Source organism: Enterobacter cloacae complex sp. FDA-CDC-AR_0132, from assembly GCF_003010695.1.
Classification (GTDB): domain Bacteria; phylum Pseudomonadota; class Gammaproteobacteria; order Enterobacterales; family Enterobacteriaceae; genus Enterobacter; species Enterobacter ludwigii.
The window spans coordinates 2,726,167-2,751,940 of the sequence record NZ_CP027618.1 but is presented as its reverse complement, the minus strand read 5'-3'; the positions used below and the strand labels follow the sequence as shown (position 1 = coordinate 2,751,940).

The following is a 25,774-nucleotide window of genomic DNA, read 5'->3' as shown; positions in this document are numbered from 1 at the left end:
AAGTGCAATGCAAATGAGAACTATATGCATTACATGATTGTTGGCAAGCGTAAACGTACGTCACTGCGTGAGAAAATCGGTTAACAGGCGCGGGAAATCAGGAGGACGTATGGACGGGATAGCGTGGCGCATAACCGCCCCGTTTCCGGGACGGTCTTTCAGGCGCGGCAGGAGAACGATAAAACGCGGGCGGTTCCCGCAACATCAATACGCACAGCCGTACCCGGATTCCAGCCAGGCTGGCTTACGGTCTTCAGAACAACAGGCTCCTGATGCCCGGCAAACGCCAGGGTGATCGTGGACAAATGACCGGTAAAATCGACATCAATTATCGACACCGGGCTTTCATGCGGCGCGCACGCCGTCACGCGCAGTTGTTCAGGGCGCATCATGACCCGGCCCTGCCCGGTGGCATGCGTATTGTTGGTGGGTATCTCACCCAGCGCGCACACCGCATGGCCGGCGGTAAGCTGAGCGGGCAGGATCACCGCGTCGCCCAGAAACAGCGCGGTCTCTTCATCAACGGGCTGAGTGTAGACGTCATACGGGGTACCCACCTGGGTAAAGCGCCCGGAACGCATTACTGCCACCTGAGTGGCAAAAGATAATGCTTCGTTTTGATCGTGCGTCACCAGAATCGAGGCAACGCCCGCTTCCGCCAGCAGGTCAGCGGTCGCTTTGCGGGTCATGGCGCGAAGGCCGGTATCGAGCGCCGAGAACGGCTCATCCAGCAGCATCAATGAAGGACGCTGAGCCAGCGCGCGGGCGAGCGCCACACGCTGCTGCTGTCCGCCAGAAATCTCATGCGGCCAGTGGGTGGCGAGCTGCCTGTCCAGCGACACCATCTCCATCAGTGCCTCTACGCGCTGGCGCTTTTCGTGGCGCGTGCCGTCCAGCCCCCAGGCAATGTTGTCTGCAACACTGAGATGCGGGAATAACGCCCCCTCCTGGGGAACAAAGCCAATGCCGCGCAGATGGGCGGGAACGAAGCTGTTTTCGTCAAACAGCGTTCGGCCCTGCATCACTATCCGCCCGGCGTCCGGCGTTTCAAAGCCGGCAAGAATGCGCAGCAGCGTCGTTTTCCCTGACCCGGACGGCCCGACTATCGCCGTCCGGCTCCCCGGCGCAACTCTCAGGTTTAAGCTGTCGAGCACCTGCACACCGGAAAAGGATTTAGAAATGGACGTTAATTCAAGCATGTCATAGTCCTGCAATTTTTTTCGACTGCACGTAGAGGATGGCGGTCAGCGGGAGTGAAATCAGGATCATCAGCATCGCGTACGGCGCGGCGGCAACATAATCGATCTCACTGGTCAGCGCCCAGAAACCGGTGGAAAGCGTGCGTGTTCCCAGCGGGGAGAGCAGCAGCGTGGCGGTCAGTTCGTTGCTGACGCCGAGGAAAACAAGCGCAGCCCCCGCGGCGGCACCCGGCGCGGCCAGCCGCATGGTGACGCTCCACAGCGCCTTCGCAGGCGTGCTGCCAAGGCTACGCGCCACGTTTTCCAGCTCTACCGGCGCCTGTGCAATCCCGGCCCGCAGGTTGATGAGCGCGCGGGGCATAAACATCAGCAGATAGGCGAGGAACAGCGTAATTTCCGTCTGATAAATGGGGCGGGCGTAATGAATCGTCACCGTTACCAGCGCGAGAGCGGTCACAATCCCCGGCAGCGAGCTGGTGATGTAGATACACCCTTCCAGCATCCGGAAGACGCGGTGCGGATAACGGATACCGAGCCACGCAATGGGGATCACGCAGGCCGTGGTCAGCAGTGCGCCACCCACGCCGAGCATGAGCGTCTGGCGCAGGGAGTGCCAGAGGTCCACGCTCATCCAGTTCTCAATACCGCCCAGCCAGACCCAGCGACAGAGCACAATTAACGGTACGCCCAGCGCCAGCACGATCAGCGTGAGGAAAAACAGCTGGCCCAGCGTGGCCGCGACCGGCTTCAGCGGCCAGCGTTTCTGTTCACGTGCGGCCCCGCCGCCGATGCGCGCATAGCGTGCTTTTCCGCGCGTCACCCCTTCCAGCATTAAGATGGCCAGACAGCATAAGGCCAGCACACCCGCCAGCATATTGGCTGCCGGGCCGCTGAAGGTAGACTGAAACTGGTCATAAATCGCGGTGGTGAACGTATCAAAGCGGATCATCACGTACAGGCCGTATTCCGCCAGCAGGTGCAGCGCGACCAGCAGCGCCCCGCCGCAGATAGCAAGCTTGAGCTGCGGCAACACTACGCGGAAAAAGACCCGCCACGGCGGCGTGCCGAGCGACGCGGCCACATCTTCAAGCGTCGGGTCGAGGCGGCGCAGTACCGCGGCAACCGGCATGTAGATAAACGGGTAGTAGGCTAAAACAGAGAGAAATACTCCCGCGGAAAGACCGTGCAGGGAGGGGATGACGCTCACCCAGGCATAGCTTTGTACAAACGCGGGGATTGCCAGCGGGGCGACCGCCAGCGCAGACCATATTCCCCGCCCGGCCAGCCGGGTACGCTCCGTGAGCCAGGCTATCGCCACGCCGGTCACAATACAAAGCGGAACCGCTAAGGCCGTCAGCCACAGCGTGTTGCTGAGCAGTTCAGCAACACGCGGGCGGAACACCAGCGTCTTAATGGTCTCCCAGCCCGTCTCAATGCCAATGGCAATGATAAAACCCAGAGGCAGAAGCGCCATTAATGAAAATAAGACAGCTAACGCAACCATCGGCAGCGCAGGTCGCCTGCGGGCAGGCTCCTGCATCCTGTTTTTTCCGATGTCGAGACTCAGACCAGACATAAGGCGTTCACTTAACTCTCAGGATCACAGCAGGCCGGCTTGCGTCATCAGCTCGATAACTTTTTTGCTGTTAAGCGTTGAAGGTTCCACTTTCGGCGCATCCAGATCTTTCAGCGGAACCAGTTTCGGGTTAGAGGCCGCGTTCACGCCAACCGCATATTCAAACGCGTTGTTGGTGCGCAGGCTCTCCTGACCTTCTTTACCGGTGATCCACTTGATGAATGCCTGAGCCTGTTCTTTGTGTTTGCTGGACGCCAGTACGCCACCGCCGGAAAGGCTGACAAAGGCGCCCGGATCCTGATGTTTGAAGTAGTAGAGTTGGGTGTTTTTGCTGTTTTCACCCGTTTTGGACTGATCGACAAAACGGTAGTAGTGATAAATCACACCGCCATCAATCTGGCCGGCGTTAACGGCTTTCATCACGGTGCTGTTACCTTTGTAGGCCACAAAATTGGTTTTCATCGCCTTCAGCCACTCAAGGGTGGCCTGCTCGCCTTTCAGGGCCAGCATCGCACTCACGATCGCCTGGAAATCCGCGCCTGACGGCGATGCCGCCCAGCGGCCTTTCCACTCAGGTTTCGCCAGATCCATCAGCGATGTTGGCAATTGCTGTTCGCTCAATTTTTCCGGGTTATAGACAAACACCGTGCTACGCGCAGCAATCCCGATCCAGCGCCCGTGCACAGGACGAAATTCCGCAGGCACCTGCTTCAGGGTCTCTGCATCCAGTGGCGCGAACAGTTTGGCATTATCCACCAGAACCATTGAAGGCGAGTTTTCCGTCAGAAACACGTCTGCAGGTGATGCCGTGCCTTCCTGAACCAGCTGATTACCCAGCTCGCTGTCATCGCCATTACGCAGCGTCACCTTAATACCTGTTTCTTTGGTAAAACCGTCAACCCACGCCTTCACCAGATTTTCATGCTGCGCGTTATAAACAACGATACCTTCGTTGTTATCAGCGGCAATTGCTTGTGTGGAAAGGAAAAGAGATGAAGACAACAAGGCAAGCGAGAAGCATGACAACAGGCGAGAATTCATGAACATATCCTTTATAGACCAGGGTGATTTACCACGCATAGCGTTGTGGGACAGGATTAAAGCATACAAAAACGCTAATGATAATTAGTATCAATCAAGTTTAGTCGTAAAAGTGTAAAATATTCTTATACAGCGGATAAATATGATAAAAATCCAGATTATAAAAATGGATGAAATAAAGATTAAGAAAACCTTAGGCTGGAAAAATAACAAATATTCATTAGCGTTCTATTTATTTCCCGATTATTTAATCGACAGAATGAGATCGGCATAAACGTGTATTTAGCGTAAAACGGGAGAGTGGAAGCGAAAAAGGGTGAAGGCAGTAAATGGCACGCCCTGTAGGATTCGAACCTACGACCTACGGCTTAGAAGGCCGTTGCTCTATCCAACTGAGCTAAGGGCGCACTGAGAAGAGTGAACTTCGCGGTGGTGAAACGCCTGGAATTATACGGTCAATGACAGGTGAGTCAATGCCTTTTCGGCTTTCAGGGGCAATTACCGCTAGCCGATTGTAAATACGGCTGTTTTTTCAACATTCATCGCTTTTCCGTCGTAGAATTTCGCGCTGCGAAAAGGCTTAGTTGCATTTAAGTAACGCCTGCTGTTTTCCTGAGCGTCAGCTCGTCACACTAGTGTGAGGTATCCCGGCCGCCTGGAGGCTGACAGACAACAGGACCATGGAGTGACAGCGCAAAACCTGACCTATACGCCCCCCCGGTTACAGTACCTTTCTCAGGACATCGTCGGCATCAAACTTGAGCCCATCGTCGCCCTCTCCTCTTTACGCAGGGTCGGCGTGGAGGTCCTTAGCGTCCTGTCTGAAACGCAGCATAGCGAAGCCTTTTTCCGCCATCAGTCTGCAGACTGGTCGATAACGCTGCTTGAAGCACAGCTCACCGCGTTAAAAAATACCCCGCACTGTAATAATTTTTTCATTAATCTGCCGATAACCGTCCTGACAGAGCCCGACGCTTTTCAGCGGCTTAGCCGGATAAAATGTCCGCCGCTGAATATTGAACTTGTCGACCCCAGTGCTTTTTTAACGCTGTCAGCCGCGCAGAGGCAGACCGTTACCCGGAGCCTGTTGCAGCTCATAAGACAAGGTCACGGTATCTGGCTGGATGACATTGATGAAACACTCATCCCGCCCTTTTTATCCTGCCGGTTACCGTTAAGCGGCGTAAAAATCGATAAGGATGCATTCTGGCGTTTACGCGCCACGCCCGCGCTACGGCAACTGGTGTCCCGGTGCTTTCAGCTTGCCGGGAAAGTGCTTATTGAAGGTATTGAGACTGAGCAGGATTGTACCTGGGCACTGCAGGCAGGCGCAGAACTCGGCCAGGGCTATTACTGGCCGTCCTGGACATGGCCGGAGGATTAAAAAGCCATTTCCAGGGGGGAGGCCATGCGAATGACAGTGCGCCGTTACCGGCGGCGGCGTACAGGAAGTGATGCACTGGGATTTACGCGCTCGCCTTTTGCTCCCCCCTTCTTCGACCGGCTCGAATTTATGAGTCAGTCCATCAGCCAGCCCCGCAAAACAGACGCTCCGTTTATCATTCTGGTGACGGAGGATCATTTTCTGCGCACCGGTTTTCTCAACGGCCAATTTCCCCTGAGCAGCTGTTGCGACTATCCCACGCTGGAGGATGCGTTTAGCGCCCTGGCCCAGTGGCCATCCGCCCGTCTGGTGGTGGATATTGAAAGCCGCTCCACTGCGCTGATCGACAAGCTGGATCAGCTCAGAAGGCATAGCCTCTATCCCCCTTTTCTGACGCCCTATCTGTTAGTCAGGGCGGATAATTACGATACTCGCCTGTTCTGCAAAGCGGCGGGCCCTTTTCACGTGCTCGAACGTCAACTGACGCCGTCTGCTTTCCAGCACAGCCTGATGGATACCCGCCCTCCCCAGGGCTGCGATAAAGACTGGTTCTCCCGCACCGAATGGCCTATTTTGCAGGAGTTATCGCGGGGGAAGACCCTTCGCCAGATAGCGTTGATGCAGAATCGCCCCTATAGCCGCATTATCTATCGTCTCAGCTGCATTCTGTTGAAACTGGGTCTGACCCATCGCCAGGAACTGCTGCACCTTCTCAATAACCTCTCAGACTGCACCTTCTAACCCACCCACTAAGCCCTTATTTCCTAAAGACCTTTAGGAATTTACTTATCAATCATGTTACTTATTTGTTAAATTTTAACAATAATTTCAATTTTATAACTATTCCTAATTTACGGGCTTAAACCATGTGAAATGTCACAGAATGAATAATCTGCAGCACTTTCCTCCGTGCGTTAAGTGTTTGATAAAGGAGTTAATAAGACGATAATGATGTAAAAACAAGCGGCTCGGCGAGACTGCCTGGCAGTCAAAAGCGAAGTCTGTAGTATGTTCTGCTGTACGACGGGTGCCCTTTCCGGCGACGACCCGATCACTTTCAAACGAAGGTCTGGTGCCCTCTGTGAACACTTTTTCACCATCCGTTCCCGCTTTCAGCCCCTGAAAACGGCCGTCGATTTGTTAACATTTGATCAACATACAGTGTGATATGTCATTTTTTGTTATTACATAAAGATCAAAAGATGCGGTAAATGGGATAACAGGATATTTAAGCTAATTTTAAAAAAATAGCTATTCGGATCCAGAAGATAATACAAAGTAATAAGCGAGGGGTAATTTACAGGGTTTTCGGAAAAAACTTACACGGTATAATAAGACGCGTATCAAATATGAATAAGAAAAACCTTTTTGCCAACACCAGCCAAATGAGATGACCGCGCTGAGGCATAGATTTCTTCACTACGTTAACAAGGATGCTTTCGCTCTTTCCAGGGAAATACTACGGTATAAGGATCTGCACATTTATCCTTCCGGCATTTCGAGAGTTTTAACCAAACTCGGCATAACGCTTTTAACAGTCTGAGGCATTAAAAATGAAACCGGCATCCGTTATCATTATGGACGAACACCCTATCGTCAGAATGTCGATAGAAGTCCTGCTACAGAAAAATAAAAACATCACAGTCAAACTCAAGTCTGGCGACAGCCATGAAGTCCTTGACTGTATCCGTAACCACCCTATCGATCTGGTGATCCTGGACATCGAACTTACGGGCACAGACGGCTTCGCTTTACTGAAGAGAATCAGAAACTTAAATAAAGACATCAAGGTCCTGTTCCTCTCTTCAAAATCCGAGTCTTTTTACGCGGGACGCGCCATTCGCGCCGGGGCAAATGGTTTTGTCAGTAAACGAAAAGATTTGGGCGAGATCTACAACGCCGTTGAAATGATCCTGATGGGCTATTCTTTTTTCCCGTCGGAAACGTTGAATTTTATAAACCATTTGGGTTCGGGGAAAGGGATGGTCGCGGATATGCCATTATCGAATCGTGAGGTGACGGTATTACGTTACCTGGCAAATGGTTTATCCAATAAGGAGATTGCAGAGCAGTTGCTATTAAGCAACAAAACCATCAGCGCACATAAATCCAATATTTATTCCAAGCTGGGTGTGCAAAGCATCGTTGAATTAATTGATTATGCCAAAGCACACGAACTGCTATAACCTGAATTCACTCCCTGCAGCTTATCCGAGCTGCAGGGAGTGCGGTCAGCGCTAATTATAATTAATCATGAAGGTGGCATCAGCATCAGCCCGTCCGGGCTGAGGGTTATCAGCAGTGGCAATATAATTGGCATAAAATGACAATGTCGCATTTCCCTGCGCATCAACCGCTACCGGCTTGCTGGCCTGCTGAAGTGCCAGACGCGTTTTATCCGCATCCCTGATCTCGACGGCAACGTTGCTTGCCGTACTGGCGTCATTGAGCGCCAGTAACCCGTTATTGCTTCCGTCGGCTTTACCCGAAAACGTGATGGACGCCGCACCAGGCGGACAGCCGGTCAGCTTCAGCGTAAACGGCATAGGCTGCGTGCGGCTTCCCGTGGTGCTGAGCTGTTTCGTGGGCCAGGTTCCCAGCGTGACGGTCTTGTCGCTATCGCTGCCCTCGGCCACACAGGTAAAATCAACAATGTTGCCGTACATCTGAATATTGATCTCCCCCAGCGCAGTGGCTGCCTGCGCGCTGGCGTGAAGCATCATCAGTGTCATCGCGGCGAAATGCCAGTTCCGGTTCCGCATCTCTTCCCCTTAATCGTAATCCACACGCAGATAACCCCGCGACGTGAAACGGCCTTCCGCAGGCTTATTCCCCGTCACGCTGACCGGCCAGACCCGGATCCCCACCTGCGCCTGCGCACTGTCGTCGAGCCGGAACGGAATTTTGCTGGTCAGGTTGTTGGGCGTTAGCGGGGTACCGCTTTCGTTGGCAATCACAAACCCCACATCGGGGTTATCCGACACCACCGCGTTGCTGGAGACCTTTTCTGCCTCAACGCGCATCGTCAGCATTGCGTTCGCTTCCACGTTGGTGCATTTGATGGCGATAGTTTTGCTTTGCGCGGTTACCCCCTCCGGTTTGTTACCCGCCCCGGCCTTGCTGAACAGGGAGGCCCCGATATCGCCGAAGTCAAACTCCACGATATTCCCCGCATTGATGGCGCAGCTTTGCGGCACCTGAATGGTCCCGCTGTAGCTGATGGTGTAGACCGGCGAGGTTAACGGATCAGAAGAGGTAGTGGTGACATAGACGCGGAACATGGTCGCCCGCGGGATCACCACCATATTTATAAACCGTCGGGTCACTTTGAGGCGAAAGACGAGGCTGGAATCCTGAACGCCAAACGGTTTGTTTTTAGAGACGTTCGGGTGACTCCCCATCTGGATGTAACTTTTGGGCGGATAAAATACGCCAGCAAAGCTGTCCGTAATTTTCATTGCCCCATCCAGATAGTCGTTTAGCTTCAGGTACTGATAGCCATCACTTGTTCCCGTGACCGGGTAATCGGTAACATAACTACGTTTGGTCGTGTTCCCGGTGGTACCCTTCGGGCAGACGGCGTTCACCCCCACCCACTGCGATTTCTCGCTGAGCGTCACCACCTGTCCGATCTGGTTATTCGAACTGTTAAATTTATCCGTCAGGTCGTAATGCACCTCCGTAGGGACGCCCTTTTCATTCACACACACGGTGGCTAAGGCATTCCCCACGGGCAAAATAGAGAGAAGTGATAAAGCCAGGCAATGGATTTTACTCACAGCGAATCCCCTTAAGTGTGATTGCCTGTTGCAGGCTCTTTTCTGGCAAGCTGTAGTGCGCCCGACACTGGGATTGCATCCCGTTGCCCCACTGGATCAGCAGTTCACCTTCCAGCGGCAGGCCGCTCAGGTAAATCTGTCCGTCATCGCCCACCATACTGGTGACGCCGCTCTGGGTTTCACGCACCACGGCACCGAATGGCACAGGCTGGTTGCCGCGCGTGACGGTCAGCAGGGCGCGCACGCCAATACGGGTATCAAAGCTGGCGCGCACCAGCGCCCCTTTTGTCGGCACCACGCTGCTCACGTTATTTTCGATATCGGTGTTATTGCTCATGGTGTTGGTATCCAGCGCCACGCGGTTATAGCGGTAGACGGTGGCATACGGCATCACCGCATAGCCACGCCAGTCGGTTTTCACACCGGTCTGGTTTTCCACGCTCACGCCCGATGCTCCCGGCGCTTTGATCAGAACGTTGGTATCACCCAGCGGCTGGCTGAAGGTTACGCCATCCGCATGGCCGACCACGCCGCCGGAGAGCTGCCAGTTGAGATCGTGCTGGTCGCGTGCGTAGTTGTAGCCAACCCCCAGCGTGCCGTAGGTTGCCTGCCAGTTCGCGCTGGCGCTTCCGCTTGAGCCGTTATTGCTGGTGTGGCCCTGGGTCACGCTGTAGTTCAGGTTGCGATCTTCCAGCAACGTCCCACTGACCCCGGTTTGCCAGCTTGTGTCGCCATCACTATTACGGCTGGCTGACGCCGTGGCATAGGCGCGGTCAATGGCGCTGTCCCGACGAAAACCCTGGCGGGTAAAGAGGCTGAACGGTACGGAGACGTTAAACGACGCGATTCGGTCCGTGCCGTCTATCCCGACCGATTTGTTCCATGACCAGGACACGGAGTAGTTGACGCCCTTCACGCCACCCGCGTACCCCAGCTGATACCAGAGGTTGGACTCATCGGTGCCCCAGTACGTCTGTTCACTACCGGAGATATAGACCGAGCCGTAATCCCCCAGCGACTGGGAAATATTGAGCTGGAAGCGCCCTTTTTTATTCCACGTCAGGTTGTGATAACTCTCCACATCCGGCACACCGTCATCATCCTGGTTGTCGGCATACTGGTAGCCTTCCATCGAACGCCACGCGACATCGTCCAGGGTGTAGAACCCTTTTGTGGAGTAGCGGTAGCCCAGCAGCTGGAAGTTGGTTCCGAATCCGTTAAGCGATTTTGCATAGAGGAAACGCAGCGACTGCCCTTCATGGCGGCTGTCATCCGCGAGCTGGCTGCGGGCATGGGTGATATCGAGCGACACCGCCCCCCAGTCACCGAGGTTTTTCCCCGCCCCGATGGCTACCGCGGTATAACGTGACGCGAGTTGGGTACCGCCGTACAGCGTGTAGCCGTCGCCAAGCCCGGTAATCAACGTACCCTGCGTGAAGAATGGCGTATCCTGTTCGCTGTTGCCGCTGCGGTAATCCCCGGCCACCAGGTCATACTTCCAGCGCCCTTCGCGCTGCAGGAGGGGCACGGTGGAATACGGCACGGTATAGCGCTGCTGGCTGCCATCCTTCTCTTCAACCGTCACCTCAAGATCACCGCTTGACGAGGTTGGGTTAAGATCGGTGATGGCAAAGGCGCCAGGCTGTACATAGCTTTGATAGATAACGTAGCCGTTTTGTCGAACGACCACTTTGGCGGGCGTTCGGGCGATGCCGCGAACGGTTGGCGCGTAGCCCTGCAGGCTGTCCGGGTACATGCTGTCAGACGAGAAGAGCCGCCCGCCGCGAAAACCCACGCTGTCGAAAACGTCATTACCGGTATTGCTGTCGCCCAGCACCAGCTCGCTTTTCAGCGGGATCACGGTGCGCTGCGCCCAGGTGCCAATATTCTGCCAGTTGCTGTGCCGCTGCCCGTTATTCTGCGTGTAACGCCATGCGCCATTATTGCGTAAACGCCACGCGCCATAGTTCAGCCCGCTCTGCAGGTTCAGATAATAACTGTCGTCCTCGCTCCCGCGGTTGCCGGTAAAGCTGTAGTTCACCAGCGCGGCAGGGATCCCTTCATCCCATTGATCGGGCGGAATATAACCGCGTGCGCTGTTCTGCATCGCCACCTGTGGCAGGCTGATATTCAGGCGCAGCGAGGCGAAGTTGAACGCGATCTCACTGCCGGGAATCGCCTTCGCCAGGGGAATACAGGTATCCCCTTTCACGTTAACCAGCTCAGGAAAGGCCGCGATATTGACGCCAAAACGCTCCAGCATCACGCGCGTAATGCACGGCGACAGCCCACCGGCAACCGGCGGTGTATTGTCGGCCTGCTCGAAGCGCACATCCTGCGTCGCGATAAACTCATCGTTACGCCAGATATCCACGCGATAAACGCCAGGCGCCTGCTGGTGACCTTGTTCAAAACGCGATAAATCCGCCACGTTGGCGGTGTCATCGGACAAGAAGGCCGGGTTAAAGTAGCTTTCGCTCCAGCCAGCCTGTGGCCAGAGCGCTGCCATCAGCGCCAGTGCGACCGGGCAGTAACGTCCCTGGTGATTATTCATCGCGCTGACTCTGCTCACAGGTTGACGCTACGCGCCGGCGTAATGGCACCGTAGTCATTCACGCTCTGCCAGGAGAGCGTACCGCTTGCGGCGGCTGGCAGTACCTGCTGCGCCGAGTTTTTAGGCGCAACCATCAGGTTATCCAGCGTCTGTCCGCCCAGCTTCATATTGACCAGCGTGATGTAATACGGCGAAGCGTTACTGACTTTGAGGTGGTTGCCGACGCGCTCAAAACGCAGCTGCGAGAGCGCCTCTTCCGGCTGCATCGGCAGATTTGTCGGGCGGACAAACAGCTTGATCCGCGACAGGATAGCCAGCTGCAGCACGTTATTGTTTTCCGTTTTCGCTTTGTTCACGGACGGGATCGCTTTCACGTTCATGTAGAAGAGCGATTCACGATCGGCAGGCAGCGCGGGCCCGGCATAAATAATGCGCAGCGTGTTTTCGCTGTCCGGCTCGCTGACAAACAGCGGCGGGGTCACGGCAAAGGTTTTTTCTTTTTGCCCGTTCGCATTTTCGATCCACGCGTTGATTAAATAGCGCTCTTGTTTATTGCTGTTGGTGATCGCCAGCGAAGTTTGCTTTGCATCTGCCGGATAAATAACGCGGGTGGCCCCCAGCGCAATACCGCCGGAAGCATTTGCGCATGCAGAAACCATCATTAAAATTAACGATAAAAACAGTCCTGGTTTAATTAGGGTATTCATCACAACCGTACCTTTAATAATGTGTTCGCAGGTGTTATGGATAAATCAACGTAAACCAGACATCCGACTGAATATTGCCTGGCACGAGGTGTTCGGAAATAGCCCGATAGCGGGCGCTAAAATGAAACGCAAGCTCACTGGTATTCACCGGCAACCAGCTGACGGCCGTTGCGTTCGGGATAATCTGACGTTGTTGTTCGTCAAAAAGAGCCAGCCCGACGCCGCTGCTTATCGGTGATTCACCTGGCCGCGATGTCGCCAGAAAAACCTGCGGATCTTCTGCTGGCGTAACGCCCTGAAACTGGATCCCCACGGTGCGCGAGACATCCACGCTGCAATCCAGCAGCCGCACGGTGAAGGGCACATTGACCGTGGAAAAACTGCCCACACCGGAAAATGAATTGGTTCGGTACTGCCCCATTTCGATGCGCATGTTCTGGCTGTCGGGTGCCACGGCGCAGCCGCCGTTCACCAGCTCACCTCTGAGATGAACTTTGCCGCCGTCGATCACCACGGTATGTGCTGAGGCCTGGCAGGCCATCGCAAGGGTTAACAGCAGTAGTGTTCCGGTCCTTGTCATCCTTCGTTCCTGGCCTTTGCGTATGACGGCCTCTTCCCTGAGGCCTGAACATCCCTGTGCGGAGGAATTACTCGTATTTCATTACGAAAGTGGCGTCAGCGTTTGCCTGGCCTGGCTCGGTGGTCGCAGCCGTTGATTTGTAACGCGCGGTGAAGTTCAGGGTGTTAGTCCCTTCGATCAGGTTCTGCGCGGCAGAGAAGGTTGAACCATCTGGAGTCAGGGTGGTGGATTTGCTGTCGAGGATCTCGATGCCCACGCCCTTCGCGGAGTTGTCGTTGTTACCAGAGGTTACCGCCAGCAGGGTTTTGTCGGTCGCGTCGATCTGACCGGTGAACGCAACTGCGGCCGTTTTCGCAACCAGTGGGTCACAATCATTCAGTTCAATGGTGAACGGAATATTAGAGGTGGTGTCACCCACTTTCGTGAACTTCGCGGTACGGTATTGGCCCAGGTTAACCGTCTGCTCGGAAGAATCAGTATTTACTGAACATGCAGCATTAACCAGTTCACCTTTAAAGTGTACGGTACCGCCATTTACGGTAACCGGAGTGGCTGTATCTTCTGCATTTGCGGCACCCGCAACCAGGGCCAGAGTAGCAATAACAGTAGAAGCAATGTTGCTGAGTTTCATGTCTATTCCTTTAAAATATAAATAACCCTTCCCGCGAATAATCGGGAATAAGAAATACGTTCAATTGATTAATTGAAAGCTTATTTCGGAGGAGACAAAGTAGCTCATGAATGTATTTTAAAATATGTCAAAACGCTGTCATTTCGCCAGGTCACATCCTAATCCTGCCTAAGAAATTGACCATCCCCTCAGAAGGGTTTTTACGGCCTCCTGATGAAAACTCGCAAAGGGTGACTGACAGCGGCGCTCGCTTCTGACAAAATACAGGCAATCCCCCCTTTCAAACGTTACAGACGGAATCTTCTCTCTGATGGCAGCAAAGATTATTGACGGTAAAACGATTGCGCAGCAGGTGCGCTCTGAGGTCGCGGAAAAAGTGAAGGCGCGTAAAGCTGCCGGAAAACGCGCCCCCGGGCTGGCCGTTGTGCTGGTCGGCAGCAACCCGGCATCGCAGATTTATGTCGGCAGCAAACGCAAAGCGTGTGAAGAGGTGGGGTTCGTCTCCCGCTCTTACGATTTGCCGGAAACCACCAGCGAAGCAGAGCTGCTGGAACTTATTGATACCCTGAATGCCGACAACGCGATCGACGGTATTCTGGTTCAGCTGCCGCTGCCAGCCGGCATCGACAACGTGAAGGTGCTGGAACGTATCGCCCCCGACAAAGACGTTGATGGTTTCCACCCGTACAACGTGGGCCGTCTGTGCCAGCGCGCCCCACGTCTGCGTCCGTGCACGCCGCGCGGTATCGTTACGCTGCTGGAGCGTTATAACATCGATACCTACGGTCTGAACGCCGTGGTCATTGGCGCATCAAACATTGTCGGCCGTCCGATGAGCATGGAGCTGCTGCTCGCTGGCTGCACCACCACCGTGACCCACCGCTTCACCAAAAATCTGCGTCATCACGTAGAAAACGCCGATCTGCTGATCGTGGCGGTCGGGAAGCCGGGCTTTATTCCGGGTGAATGGATTAAAGAAGGCGCGATCGTTGTGGACGTCGGTATTAACCGTCTGGAAAACGGGAAAGTGGTCGGTGACGTGGTTTACGAAGATGCTGCGGCTCGCGCCTCTTACATTACCCCAGTACCGGGTGGCGTAGGCCCGATGACCGTTGCCACACTGATTCAGAATACTTTGCAGGCATGCGAAGAGTACCACGACGTAGAGGACGCGTAAGATGGCCACATTTTCATTAGGTAAACACCCGCACGTTGAGCTGTGCGATCTGCTGAAGCTGGAAGGCTGGACCGAAAGCGGCGCACAGGCCAAAATCGCCATTGCCGACGGGCTTGTTAAGGTGGACGGCGCAGTGGAAACCCGCAAGCGCTGCAAAATCGTCGCGGGTCAGACCGTGAGCTTTGAAGGGCAAACCGTGACGGTGACCGCCTGATGCTCTCCCCCCTCTCCCGTCGGGAGAGGGAACCCACATTCCCCCCACACCCATCACGGTTAATTATCGATCGACTTCAAATAATCACTATTTCATCTGTTGAAAAGTGAAAATTCTGTTGCGCGTTTTTCACTCTTTCCCCACGATAAGTAGAACGTTCTACTAAAACGTTCTACTTACAATAACAGCGCCAAAAAAAGCGCTACTCGGGGGAAATCAGCATGAGTCTGATATCAGGGTTTGTTAAATCGCTCTCTAAATTATCGATGATTGGTCGCGCGTTAATGCTGCCAATTTCACTGCTTCCCGCTGCGGGCCTGCTGCTGGCCTTTGGCGATAAGTTTCACCTGCCGCTGATGATGAACGCGGGCGGGGTTATCTTTGATAACCTGCCGATGCTGTTTGCCATTGGTTCCGCCGTGGGGCTGGCATCCGAGTCCGGCATTGCCGCGCTCTCGGCGGCGGTCTCGGTGTTTGTCACCAACATCACCATCAGCACCGTCTTGAGCATCACGCCGGAAATGGCGTCTCAGGGCGGCAAATACGCGATGGTGGTCGGCATCCCGACGTTGCAGATGGGCGTCTTCGGCGGCCTGATCTGCGGGATTCTCGCCGCCTGGTGCTATAACCGTTTCCACACCCTGCAGCTGCCAGAGTTCCTCGGGTTCTTCTCCGGAAAACGCTTTGTGGCGATTGCGACAGCGTTTCTCTCTTTCCTGCTCGGCCTGCTGTTGCCGTATGTCTGGCAGCATATCCAGGCGGGCATCGATGCGCTCTCCGTGGTGGTTAATGGCGATAATCAGGCAGCCTCGACCTTTATCTTTGGTCTGGTGGAACGTGCGCTGATCCCGCTCGGCCTGCACCACATCTGGTATCCCTCTTTCTGGTATTCGTTTGGGGATTACACCACCCAGGCCGGTCAGGTGATTCACGGCGACCAGACCATCTGGTTTAAGATGCTCGAAGAAGGGGTCAAATCCTTCAGCAGTGACAGCTACCAGAACGCCGGTAAGTTCATGCAGGGTGAATTCCCGCTGATGCTGTTCGCGCTGCCTGCGGCGTGTCTGGCGATGTACCACGAAGCACACACCAAAAATAAGAAAATCGCGGCCGGTATTTTATTCTCTGCGGCGCTCACCTGTTTCCTGACGGGGATCACCGAGCCGGTTGAATTTACCTTTATCTTCGTCGCCCCTATTCTGTACGTCTTTAACGCCATCATGGCCGGTCTGGCGTACATGACCATGTATCTGCTGCATGCGCATATCGCCAAGTCGTTCTCTGCGGGCTTTATCGACTACCTCTCGTTCGGGATCCTGCCGTCATTTAACGGCTACAAAACTAACTTCCTGAACGCCATTATTATCGGCATTCCGATGGGCCTGATTTACTACTTCACGTTCCGCTTTGTGATCCGTCGTTTCGACGTGAAAACGCCGGGCCGTACAGAAGTGACCGCCAGTGCGGACGATAAGTCAGATTCAGAACTCGCCACAGAGATCATCAACCTGCTGGGCGGCGCGCACAACATCGACTCCGTCGGCTCCTGCATCACCCGTCTGCGCCTGGAAGTGGCAAAAAGTGAAGCGGTTGATAAGGACGGTCTGAACGGCCTTGGCGCCCGCGGCGTAGTGTTCGTCGGTGATAACGGTATTCAGGTGATTTTCGGTGCCAGAGCACAGTTTATCGCCCAGACCATGTCCACCATGATTGGCAAATAATAAGATGCCTGAACGACACGTCTCCTGTACGCTGGGGGACGTTGTCTTATCTGGCTGATAATCGGTAAATTTCAGGGAGCGGTTTTGAAGAAAGTCAGCATCATTGATGTCGCAAAGCATGCGGGCGTTTCGGTCTCCACCGTGTCGCTGGTGCTGCGCCAGAAAGGGAAGATTTCAGACGCAACAATCGCGAAGGTCAATGCTGCCATCACTACGCTGGGCTATGTTCACAACGTCGCCGCTGCCAACCTCCGCGCTAACACCTCCAACCTGATCGGCCTGATCCTGCGCGACTTTAGCGACAGCTTTTCCATTAAGGTGATGGCGAGCATCGTCCAGGAGCTGGAGAGACAGGGGTATATGGTTTTCCTCGGCCAGCCGCTGAACGACCATGAACATCTTGAGCGCTGCCTGCTGTCGTTTAAACAGCAGGGGGTCGCCGGCGTTATCTATCTGGCCTCTGACACCCGGGCATCCTCGCTGCCGGAACACATCCGCCAGTGCCCGCTGCCGCTGGTGGTGGTCTCTCAGTCCCTGCTGGATGAAAAATGCAATCTGGTGATGCGCGACAACCGCCAGGCGGCGAACCTTGCCGCGCGTTATCTTATCGAGCGCGGACACCGCAACATTGCCTACATTGGGGGTCGTGAAGGCTGCCTTATCCGCGAGCAGCGTCTGCTCGGCTTTCGCAGCGCGATGACCCAGAACGGCCTGGTCTGGCGTGAGGAATACTCGCCTGCGTGTAGCGATGACACGCTGGCCGCAGGTTTCGCCACCCGCCAGCTGCTGGATAAAAACAACACCATCACCGCCCTGCTCTGCCACTCGCCGGATGCGATGATCGGCTCCATCTCCGGCATTCATCAGGTGGGGCGCACCGTGGGGAAAGATGTGTTTCTCACCCAGCAGGTCGCGCTGGTCGGTTTTGAAGATATGCTGCACGTGAACCTGACGTCTCCCTCGTTTACCTACGTTTCCTCCGCCAGTGAGGAGACGGGGCGTCAGGCGGCGGGGTTGATCATCCGCAAGCTAAAAGAGCCGGAACTGCAAACACAGCGTATCACCCTTTCCGGGCAGCTTATTGCCCGGGAATCGGCGTAATTAAGACGCTAACACCATCCTCATTGCGCCCATTCGCTGCTATATTTCCCTGCTTTGCCATGGATAATCGCAATGCCTACCGTTATCACCCACGCTGCAGTGCCTTTGTGTCTGGGCTTAGGCCTGGGAAGTAAAATCATCCCTCCCCGCCTGCTGTTTGCCGGCGTCGTCCTCGCCATGCTGCCGGACGCCGACGTGCTGGCGTTTAAGTTCGGCGTTGCCTACGGCAATGTGTTCGGCCACCGCGGCTTTACCCACTCCCTGCTGTTTGCCTTTGTGGTGCCGATACTTTGCGTACTGATGGGCCGACGATGGTTTCGGGCAAGTCTGACCCGCTGCTGGCTGTTCTTAACCGTGTCTCTGCTGTCGCACAGCTTGCTGGATTCCATCACCACCGGTGGGAAAGGCGTCGGCTGGCTGTGGCCGTGGTCAGATGAACGGTTCTTTGCACCGTGGCAGGTCATTAAGGTCGCGCCGTTTGCGCTGTCACGCTATACCACGCCCTACGGGCATCAGGTGATTATGTCGGAACTGCTGTGGGTGTGGCTGCCAGGGGTTGTGCTGATGGGGCTGTTGTGGTGGAAGCGGAGGTAAAAGCAAAACGGCAACCCAGTTGCCGTTTTAGTGTTTGCACCCTCTCCCGGTGGGAGAGGGCATCAGCGCGCACCAGAATTATTTCCGACGCCAGGTGGTTCCCTGCGGGCCATCTTCCAGAATGATGCCCATTTCCGTCAGACGGTTACGCGCGGCATCTGCTGCCGCCCAGTCTTTCGCCTGGCGCGCTTCCAGACGCGCGTTGATAAGTTGCTCAATCTCCGCCACTTCGCTATCGTCCGCCTGTGCACCGCTTTGCAGGAACAGATCCGGTTCCTGCTCCAGCAGACCCAGTACCGAAGAGAGCTTACGCAGATGGGAGGCCAATGCATTCGCTGCCGCCATATCTTCTGACTTCAGACGGTTAACTTCACGCGCCATATCAAACAGCACGGAGTAGGCTTCCGGCGTGTTGAAGTCATCGTTCATCACGTCAATAAAGCGCGCTTCAAATGCCTCACCGCCTGCCGCGGGTACAGATTTATCGGTACCGCGCAGGGCAGTGTACAGACGCTCCAGCGCCGCACGCGCCTGTTTCAGGTTCTCTTCGCTGTAGTTCAGCTGGCTGCGATAGTGACCAGACATCAGGAAGTAGCGCACGGTTTCCGCATCGTAATATTTCAGCACGTCGCGCACGGTGAAGAAGTTGCCCAGAGATTTAGACATCTTCTCACGGTCAACCATCACCATCCCGGAGTGCATCCAGTAGTTCACGTACTCGCCACCATGCGCACAGGTTGACTGTGCAATTTCGTTTTCATGGTGCGGGAACATCAGATCCGAACCGCCACCATGAATATCGAAATGTTTGCCCAGCTGTTTGCAGTTCATCGCCGAGCACTCAATGTGCCAGCCAGGACGCCCTTCGCCCCACGGGGAAGGCCAGCTTGGTTCGCCCTCTTTGGACATCTTCCACAGCACGAAGTCCATCGGGTTACGCTTCACGTCCACCACATCAACGCGCGCACCGGCCTGCAGCTGATCCAGATCCTGACGGGAGAGCTGACCGTAGGTAGGGTCAGTCGGCACGGAGAACATCACGTCACCGTTATCGGCCACATAGGCGTGACCACGTTCGATCAGCTTTTCGGTGATGTCGATAATTTCGTGGATATGGTGGGTGGCACGCGGCTCGCTGTCCGGACGCTGAATATTCAGGGCGTCGAAATCTTTGTGCATTTCCGCGATCATACGATCCACCAGCGCAACAAAGCTTTCGCCATTTTCGTTCGCGCGCTTGATGATTTTGTCGTCGATGTCGGTGATGTTACGCACGTATTTCAGGTTGTAGCCCAGAAAACGCAGGTAGCGCGAGACAACGTCGAATGCAACAAAGGTACGGCCATGGCCGATATGACAGAGATCGTAAACCGTAATACCACACACGTACATGCCGACTTCCCCGGCATGGATAGGTTTAAATTCCTCTTTTTGGCGCGTCATTGTATTAAAGATTTTTAACATCGAAGATTCCATGTAAACACGTGTGTGGTTGAAAACCGGTTATTCTACCTGTAATTCAAACCTGAAGCAGCACACAATGCAAGGTGATCGCATCCTGTGGTTATGCTATAACAAGCCCCTATAGATGACCCAAACGCGGGTCGACGTACCACAATAACGGAACAGGATGCAAAAATGGTTACTTTCCACACTAATCATGGCGATATCGTAATCAAAACCTTTGATGACAAAGCGCCTGAAACAGTTAAAAACTTCCTGGACTACTGCCGCGAAGGTTTCTACAACAACACTATTTTCCACCGCGTGATCAACGGCTTTATGATCCAGGGCGGCGGTTTCGAACCTGGCATGAACCAGAAAGCGACGAAAGAAGCGATCAAAAACGAAGCGAACAACGGTCTGAAAAACACCCGTGGTACGCTGGCGATGGCGCGTACGCAGGCTCCTCACTCTGCAACAGCCCAGTTCTTCATCAACGTTGCTGACAACGACTTCCTGAACTTCTCCGGCGAAAGCCTGCAGGGTTGGGGCTACTGCGTCTTCGCAGAAGTGGTTGAAGGTATGGACGTAGTTGACAAAATCAAAGCCGTGGCGACCGGCCGCAGCGGCATGCATCAGGACGTTCCAAAAGAAGACGTCGTAATTAACAGCGTGACCGTCAGCGAGTAATTCGTGGCGACACTCTTTATTGCAGATTTGCACCTGCAAACAGAAGAACCGGCGATCACCGCCGGTTTTCTGCGTTTTTTACGCGGTGAAGCGAAAAGTGCCGATGCACTTTACATTCTGGGTGACCTGTTTGAAGCCTGGATTGGCGACGACGATCCCAACCCGCTGCACCGTGAGATGGCGGCTGCCATTAAAGCGCTGGTCGATTCCGGCGTCCCCTGCTTCTTTATCCACGGCAATCGTGATTTCCTGCTCGGCAAGCACTACGCCCGCGAAAGCGGCATGACGCTGCTGCCGGAAGAGCAGGTACTCGACCTTTATGGCCGAAAGGTGTTAATCATGCACGGTGACACACTTTGCACTGACGACACCGGCTATCAGGCGTTTCGCGCTAAGGTTCATACCCCGTGGATCCAAAAACTATTCCTGGCTCTGCCGCTGTTTATACGCAAGCGGATCGCAGCCAGAATGCGTGCCGACAGTAAGGCCGCCAACAGCGGCAAATCCATGGCCATTATGGATGTTAATCCCCAGGCGGTAGTCAGGGTCATGGAAAAACACCGCGTTCAGTGGTTGATCCACGGTCATACTCATCGTCCCGATGTGCATACCCTTACCGCCAACGGCGAAGCGGCCCACCGCGTCGTCCTCGGGGCCTGGCACAGCGAAGGTTCTATGGTCAGCGTCACGCCTGACGGTGTGGAACTGATCGCTTTCCCGTTTTAACCCGTCAAAAATCATTCTATTTTTTTGAACAATATCGGCAAATTGTTTCGATTTTAATCAGCCCTTGGTCGGCCTATTATTTATCACATCAGGGCAAAACGCCCTATCCCAGATAAAACATTTAAGGAATACGACCATGAAATCCATCAAAACTTTCGTTGCAGTTGCCGCACTCTCTCTGATCTCTTTCGGTTCTTTTGCTCAGAGCGTCAGCGCCACGGCCTCTACCCTTGACCGCGCAGAAGCGAAAATTGCCGCTCAGGCTGCTGAACAGGGCGCGTCTTACAAAATCACCAGCGCTCAGTTTAACAACCGCGTTCACATGACGGCAGAACTGACCAAATAAGACGTCTGCTGACCGTGCCGCCCGTCAAAAGCACATCAAAGCACATCGATGCCTGATAAAACAGACCGCCAGAACGCGGTCTGTTTTGTTATCTCCTGAGGGCCACAACGGCTCAGTTTTTAACCGCGCAACCGTTTTCCTTGCCCCTATTACATGCTATTCTCTGTGCCCTCGAAAGCAGTGTGTTTCGCACCACAGGAGTTTTAAGACGCATGTCTTCCCGCAATAATCCGGCGCGTGTCGCCATCGTGATGGGGTCCAAAAGCGACTGGGCTACCATGCAGTTCACCGCCGAAATCTTTGAAATCCTGAATGTTCCGCACCACGTTGAAGTGGTCTCCGCACACCGTACACCGGACAAACTGTTCAGCTTCGCCGAAAGCGCCGAAGAGAAGGGTTATGAGGTGATCATTGCCGGTGCGGGCGGCGCAGCACATCTGCCAGGCATGATTGCCGCCAAAACGCTGGTACCGGTTCTGGGTGTTCCGGTGCAAAGCGCTGCGTTAAGTGGTGTCGATAGCCTCTATTCCATCGTTCAGATGCCGCGTGGCATTCCGGTCGGCACGCTGGCCATTGGTAAAGCGGGCGCTGCCAACGCTGCCCTGCTCGCCGCGCAGATCCTGGCGACTCACGATAAAGCGTTACATCAGCGTCTGGCGGACTGGCGTAAAGCCCAGACCGACGAGGTGCTGGACAATCCGGACCCGCGGGGTGCGGCATGAAGCAGGTATGCGTCCTCGGTAATGGTCAGTTAGGCCGTATGCTGCGTCAGGCCGGCGAGCCGCTGGGTATTGCCGTCTGGCCCGTCGGGCTGGATGACGAACCGGAAGCCGTGCCGTTTCACCAGAGTGTGATCACCGCGGAGATTGAACGCTGGCCACAAACGGCCCTGACGCGCGAGCTGGCGCGTCACAATGCCTTCGTTAACCGCGACGTCTTTCCCATTATTGCTGACCGTCTGACGCAAAAGCAGCTGTTCGATAAGCTCGGGCTGCCGACTGCGCCGTGGCAGCTGTTGTCCGATAAAAGCGAGTGGAAGGATGTTTTTGCAATGCTGGGCGAGCTGGCAATTGTGAAGCGTCGCGTCGGCGGGTACGACGGTCGTGGACAGTGGCGTCTGCGCGCCGATGACACTCACGAGCTGCCGGACGATTGCTACGGGGAGTGCATCGTTGAGCAGGGCATTAACTTCAGCGGTGAAGTCTCGCTGGTGGGCGCTCGCGGGCAGGACGGCCATACCGTTTTTTATCCGCTGACGCATAACCTGCATCAGGACGGGATCCTGCGTACCAGCGTTGCATTCCCGCAGGCCAGTGCTGAACAGCAGGCGCAGGCAGAAGAGATGCTCTCTGCCATCATGCACGAACTCGGTTACGTCGGCGTCATGGCGATGGAGTGTTTTGTCACGCCGTCCGGTCTGCTGATTAACGAACTGGCACCGCGCGTTCACAACAGCGGTCACTGGACCCAAAACGGGGCGTCCATCAGCCAGTTCGAGTTGCACCTGCGCGCCATCACTGACCTGCCGCTGCCGCAGCCGGTGGTGAACAGCCCGTCGGTGATGATCAACCTGATCGGTACCGATCTGAACTACGACTGGCTCAAGCTGCCGCTGGTGCATCTGCACTGGTATGACAAAGAGGTGCGTCCGGGTCGTAAGGTCGGTCACCTGAACCTGAACGATACCGACACCGATCGTCTGAGCGCCACGCTGGAAGCGATTATTCCTCTCCTGCCGCCGGAATACGCGAGCGGAATTATCTGGGCGCAATCAAAGCTTAAGTAATACTCCTCTGCCGGGGAGTTGACCTTCCCCCTCCCCGGCGTACAATCCCCGCCCATTGCAGCTTAGTTTTCTTCTGGAAAAACCATGAACGATGGAACGGACTATCGCGCGATCCTCGCATCCGATACCCCTTTAATCGACGTTCGCGCGCCGATCGAATTCGCCCAGGGCGCGATGCCTGCGGCAATCAACCTGCCTCTGATGAACGATGATGAACGCGCCGCCGTCGGCACCTGCTATAAACGCCAGGGGCCGGACGCTGCGCTTGCTCTCGGCCATAGCCTGGTCGCAGGCAGTACCCGTGAGATGCGCATTAACGCCTGGCGCGAAGCCTGTCTCTCCCACCCCACCGGCTACCTCTGCTGCGCGCGTGGCGGTCAACGCTCGCATATCACTCAGGCCTGGTTGAAAGCGCGCGGCGTGGATTACCCGCTGATCGCAGGCGGCTATAAAGCGCTGCGTCAGACCGCAATTGAGGTAACCGCTGAGCAGGTGCAAAAACCGATGGTGCTGATCGGCGGCTGTACCGGGAGCGGCAAAACGTTGCTGGTGAAACAGCACGCGCAGGGCGTGGATCTGGAAGGGCTGGCACACCATCGCGGCTCGTCGTTTGGCCGCACGCTTACACCACAGCTTTCGCAGGCGAGCTTCGAAAATCAGCTCGCTGTCGTGCTGTTGAAAAAAGAGGCCGCACGCTGGGTGCTGGAGGATGAAGGGCGGATGATTGGTTCCAACCACCTGCCGGAATGCCTGCGAGACCGCATGGTTCAGGCGCCTGTTGTGGTAGTAGAAGACCCGTTTGATGTCCGTCTTGAACGCCTGCGTGAAGAGTATTTCGATCATATGTGGGCGGATTTTTCTGCTGCCTTTGGCGCAGAGGCGGGGTGGAAAGCGTACAGCGAATACCTGCACCACGGCCTGTTTGCCATTCGCCGCCGTCTGGGGCTGCAGCGCTTTGCAGACTTTACGGCGCTGCTGGATTCCGCCCTGCAGGAGCAACAACGTTCTGGCAGCACCGACGCGCATTTGCGCTGGCTTTCCCCGCTGCTGAACGACTATTACGACCCGATGTACACCTGGCAGCTGGCAAAAAAAGCGGAGAAGATTGTGTTTCGCGGAACGTTTGAGGACGTGGCTGACTGGCTCAATCGCTGAATCACGCGCAAAAAAAAACGGCAACCCAGGGTTGCCGTTTTCATATCGGGGTAACTCCCCTGCTAACTGAACTTAGAAGTCGTAACGCAGACGCACCAGGTTCATGTCGCCCAGGTTATCCGTGCTGGAGGTGAACACGTGTTCGTAATCAACACGGAAACCGTAGTCCAGCTGGACGCTAACACCCACACCGTTATCGATACGCTGGTAGTTACGACCATTCACGTACTCAATACGGTCACCCATGAAGTAAGGCTGGATGGATTTCACCGCATACTGATCGATTGGGAATTTGTACCCTGCGAAGTATTCAATACCCCATGCATCACCGGCAAAGTAGTTGTCAGTAGACACTTTTTTGGTGGTCAGGAAGTTCTGGTACCAGCCGCCGCCAGCCGAGAAGGTCCAGTTATCCGGCGTCCAGCTCAGCGCGGTACCGAGGATATTCTGGTCGTAAGATTTGCTGTCGCCGTTGTCCGGGTTACGCATGTCCGCGCGGGTGTAGTTCCACGCTGCGCCCCAGGTCAGATCGGTGGTCAGGTGGTAATCCAGACCCAGTGAACCGCCGCCTTTACGTTTGTAACGCAGGCCATTGCCCGGCAGGTATTCGCTGTCTTCAAACAGGTAGGATGCATAGATATCCGCATCGCCTACGGTTTTCTTATATTTCAGCATTTTGCGTGAACGATAAGAACCGTCGTAGTCACCGTTGATCCCGTTACCTGGAGCCTGACCAATCATGTCGTAGTCCCAGATATCGGTTTTCACGCCAACCACATCATAGTAAACGCTGTTCTGTTGACCGAAGGTCAGCGTACCCCAGGTGTCGCTCTTCAGACCGGTGTACAGCATACGGCGAGAGGTGTCGTTAGCACCTTCAGCGTAGTGGTTATCCCAGTTGAACAGCGCCGGAATGTTCACACCCAGCTCGTAGTAGCTGATCCAGCTGATGTCATCAAACAGATAGTAATCTGCTGCGAAACGGAAACGGGTGCCGCCGTCGAAGCCATTACGTTTGTAGGAGCCTTTATCGCCGTCGCCCGTCATCATGTTGAACTGAGGACGAATACTGCCGCCAACGGTAAAGTTAAGACGGCTCAGCGGGTTACCTGCCTGAGGGTCTTGTTTAAGAACCGTGATTTCCGCCTGAGATGCGAAGGAGGTCAATGCCACTGCTGCGCCAATTGTTACTGCCAGCGCTGATTTTTTTATAGTCATTATTTTTCCTTTATAGACACGCTGCTAAATATTTAGCAGGTGAATATTAACTGGAAATAATCTTGCTGTGTGCGCGGGTTTTTAATGTTTTGTGCTACTAAACGCATGGGTATTACCGATTTGTGCTGCTAAATTATTACGCACCAGCAGAT

At 54.9% G+C, this 25,774-nt stretch carries 25 protein-coding genes and 1 tRNA gene; 14 read left to right on the top strand and 12 right to left on the bottom strand.

What is annotated here, in order from left to right:
• Positions 1–158: 158 nt before the first annotated feature.
• The 4 genes from AM379_RS13285 to AM379_RS13270 all read right to left on the bottom strand — a co-directional run bounded on the left by AM379_RS13285 (position 159) and on the right by AM379_RS13270 (position 4,223).
• Positions 159–1,199 carry an ABC transporter ATP-binding protein gene (locus AM379_RS13285; RefSeq protein ID WP_106503785.1) on the bottom strand — a complete coding sequence of 347 codons (1,041 nt, stop codon included), beginning with the start codon at positions 1,197–1,199 and terminating at the stop codon, positions 159–161.
• 1 nt (position 1,200) lies between these two features.
• Positions 1,201–2,775, bottom strand: a complete 1,575-nt coding sequence (locus tag AM379_RS13280; RefSeq protein WP_059306880.1) for an ABC transporter permease — start codon at positions 2,773–2,775, stop codon at positions 1,201–1,203.
• A 24-nt stretch (positions 2,776–2,799) separates the two neighbouring features.
• The gene (locus AM379_RS13275; RefSeq protein WP_106503783.1) at positions 2,800–3,816 is read right to left on the bottom strand and encodes an iron ABC transporter substrate-binding protein; all 1,017 of its coding nucleotides are present in this window, start codon (positions 3,814–3,816) and stop codon (positions 2,800–2,802) included.
• 330 nt (positions 3,817–4,146) lie between these two features.
• Positions 4,147–4,223: transfer RNA gene (locus AM379_RS13270), tRNA-Arg, on the bottom strand.
• Positions 4,224–4,501: 278 nt separating this feature from the next.
• Between AM379_RS13270 and AM379_RS13265 the strand changes: the two genes are divergently transcribed.
• The 3 genes from AM379_RS13265 to fimZ all read left to right on the top strand — a co-directional run bounded on the left by AM379_RS13265 (position 4,502) and on the right by fimZ (position 7,386).
• Positions 4,502–5,200 carry an EAL domain-containing protein gene (locus tag AM379_RS13265; protein ID WP_047744085.1) on the top strand — a complete coding sequence of 233 codons (699 nt, stop codon included), beginning with the start codon at positions 4,502–4,504 and terminating at the stop codon, positions 5,198–5,200.
• Between the two features lie 24 nt (positions 5,201–5,224).
• The gene (locus AM379_RS13260; RefSeq protein WP_106503782.1) at positions 5,225–5,941 is read left to right on the top strand and encodes a helix-turn-helix transcriptional regulator; all 717 of its coding nucleotides are present in this window, start codon (positions 5,225–5,227) and stop codon (positions 5,939–5,941) included.
• Positions 5,942–6,753: 812 nt separating this feature from the next.
• Positions 6,754–7,386 carry a fimbria biosynthesis transcriptional regulator FimZ gene (gene fimZ, locus AM379_RS13250; protein WP_014168952.1) on the top strand — a complete coding sequence of 211 codons (633 nt, stop codon included), beginning with the start codon at positions 6,754–6,756 and terminating at the stop codon, positions 7,384–7,386.
• Between the two features lie 51 nt (positions 7,387–7,437).
• Here fimZ and sfmF read toward each other — a convergent pair whose 3' ends face one another.
• The 6 genes from sfmF to fimA all read right to left on the bottom strand — a co-directional run bounded on the left by sfmF (position 7,438) and on the right by fimA (position 13,451).
• On the bottom strand, positions 7,438–7,962 hold the full coding sequence (gene sfmF, locus AM379_RS13245) for a fimbria assembly protein (RefSeq protein WP_106503781.1): 525 nt from the start codon (positions 7,960–7,962) through the stop codon (positions 7,438–7,440).
• Between the two features lie 9 nt (positions 7,963–7,971).
• Entirely contained in the window at positions 7,972–8,979 is a 1,008-nt protein-coding gene (gene fimH / locus AM379_RS13240) for a type 1 fimbria D-mannose specific adhesin FimH (protein WP_020885154.1), read from the bottom strand.
• On the bottom strand, positions 8,972–11,533 hold the full coding sequence (locus AM379_RS13235) for a fimbrial biogenesis usher protein (RefSeq protein ID WP_106503780.1): 2,562 nt from the start codon (positions 11,531–11,533) through the stop codon (positions 8,972–8,974). Before AM379_RS13235 ends, fimH begins: the two co-directional genes overlap by 8 nt.
• A gap of 14 nt (positions 11,534–11,547) precedes the next feature.
• Positions 11,548–12,240 (bottom strand): type 1 fimbria chaperone FimC, encoded by a 693-nt coding sequence (fimC, locus tag AM379_RS13230; RefSeq protein ID WP_020885156.1) that lies wholly within the window; start codon positions 12,238–12,240, stop codon positions 11,548–11,550.
• A 34-nt stretch (positions 12,241–12,274) separates the two neighbouring features.
• Positions 12,275–12,820, bottom strand: a complete 546-nt coding sequence (fimI, locus tag AM379_RS13225) for a type 1 fimbrial protein subunit FimI (protein WP_020885157.1) — start codon at positions 12,818–12,820, stop codon at positions 12,275–12,277.
• Between the two features lie 67 nt (positions 12,821–12,887).
• Positions 12,888–13,451: a type 1 fimbrial major subunit FimA gene (gene fimA, locus AM379_RS13220; RefSeq protein WP_020885158.1), complete on the bottom strand. Its 564-nt coding sequence runs from the start codon at positions 13,449–13,451 to the stop codon at positions 12,888–12,890.
• Between the two features lie 310 nt (positions 13,452–13,761).
• Here fimA and folD point away from each other — a divergent pair, with 310 nt between their 5' ends.
• The 5 genes from folD to AM379_RS13195 all read left to right on the top strand — a co-directional run bounded on the left by folD (position 13,762) and on the right by AM379_RS13195 (position 18,258).
• Entirely contained in the window at positions 13,762–14,628 is an 867-nt protein-coding gene (gene folD / locus AM379_RS13215) for a bifunctional methylenetetrahydrofolate dehydrogenase/methenyltetrahydrofolate cyclohydrolase FolD (protein ID WP_014168945.1), read from the top strand.
• A 1-nt stretch (position 14,629) separates the two neighbouring features.
• A complete protein-coding gene (ybcJ, locus tag AM379_RS13210; protein ID WP_014168944.1) occupies positions 14,630–14,842 on the top strand; it encodes a ribosome-associated protein YbcJ in 213 nt (70 codons plus the stop codon).
• A gap of 221 nt (positions 14,843–15,063) precedes the next feature.
• Positions 15,064–16,563, top strand: a complete 1,500-nt coding sequence (locus AM379_RS13205) for a PTS transporter subunit EIIC (RefSeq protein WP_014168943.1) — start codon at positions 15,064–15,066, stop codon at positions 16,561–16,563.
• An 84-nt stretch (positions 16,564–16,647) separates the two neighbouring features.
• The gene (gene malI, locus AM379_RS13200; RefSeq protein ID WP_049023172.1) at positions 16,648–17,664 is read left to right on the top strand and encodes a Mal regulon transcriptional regulator MalI; all 1,017 of its coding nucleotides are present in this window, start codon (positions 16,648–16,650) and stop codon (positions 17,662–17,664) included.
• Positions 17,665–17,736: 72 nt separating this feature from the next.
• Positions 17,737–18,258 carry a metal-dependent hydrolase gene (locus AM379_RS13195; RefSeq protein ID WP_025204825.1) on the top strand — a complete coding sequence of 174 codons (522 nt, stop codon included), beginning with the start codon at positions 17,737–17,739 and terminating at the stop codon, positions 18,256–18,258.
• Between the two features lie 78 nt (positions 18,259–18,336).
• Here AM379_RS13195 and cysS read toward each other — a convergent pair whose 3' ends face one another.
• Positions 18,337–19,722 (bottom strand): cysteine--tRNA ligase, encoded by a 1,386-nt coding sequence (gene cysS, locus AM379_RS13190; protein ID WP_020885161.1) that lies wholly within the window; start codon positions 19,720–19,722, stop codon positions 18,337–18,339.
• Positions 19,723–19,896: 174 nt separating this feature from the next.
• On the opposite strand from cysS, the gene ppiB reads away from it, so the two are divergent.
• The 6 genes from ppiB (at position 19,897) to mnmH (ending at position 24,404) form a co-directional block, all read left to right on the top strand.
• Positions 19,897–20,391, top strand: coding sequence for a peptidylprolyl isomerase B (gene ppiB, locus AM379_RS13185; protein WP_014168939.1), 495 nt, complete (start codon positions 19,897–19,899; stop codon positions 20,389–20,391).
• Positions 20,392–20,394: 3 nt separating this feature from the next.
• Positions 20,395–21,117 (top strand): UDP-2,3-diacylglucosamine diphosphatase, encoded by a 723-nt coding sequence (gene lpxH, locus AM379_RS13180; RefSeq protein ID WP_106503779.1) that lies wholly within the window; start codon positions 20,395–20,397, stop codon positions 21,115–21,117.
• Between the two features lie 136 nt (positions 21,118–21,253).
• A complete protein-coding gene (locus tag AM379_RS13175) occupies positions 21,254–21,463 on the top strand; it encodes a YdgH/BhsA/McbA-like domain containing protein (RefSeq protein ID WP_013095921.1) in 210 nt (69 codons plus the stop codon).
• A gap of 212 nt (positions 21,464–21,675) precedes the next feature.
• On the top strand, positions 21,676–22,185 hold the full coding sequence (gene purE / locus AM379_RS13170) for a 5-(carboxyamino)imidazole ribonucleotide mutase (protein WP_020885164.1): 510 nt from the start codon (positions 21,676–21,678) through the stop codon (positions 22,183–22,185).
• Positions 22,182–23,249 carry a 5-(carboxyamino)imidazole ribonucleotide synthase gene (purK, locus tag AM379_RS13165; protein ID WP_040016808.1) on the top strand — a complete coding sequence of 356 codons (1,068 nt, stop codon included), beginning with the start codon at positions 22,182–22,184 and terminating at the stop codon, positions 23,247–23,249. The genes purE and purK overlap by 4 nt, the downstream gene beginning before the upstream one ends.
• A gap of 84 nt (positions 23,250–23,333) precedes the next feature.
• Positions 23,334–24,404 (top strand): tRNA 2-selenouridine(34) synthase MnmH, encoded by a 1,071-nt coding sequence (gene mnmH, locus AM379_RS13160; RefSeq protein WP_106503778.1) that lies wholly within the window; start codon positions 23,334–23,336, stop codon positions 24,402–24,404.
• Positions 24,405–24,476: 72 nt separating this feature from the next.
• On the opposite strand, the gene AM379_RS13155 is transcribed toward mnmH, so the two are convergent.
• Positions 24,477–25,622: a porin gene (locus tag AM379_RS13155; protein ID WP_014168933.1), complete on the bottom strand. Its 1,146-nt coding sequence runs from the start codon at positions 25,620–25,622 to the stop codon at positions 24,477–24,479.
• Between the last annotated feature and the right edge of the window lie 152 nt (positions 25,623–25,774).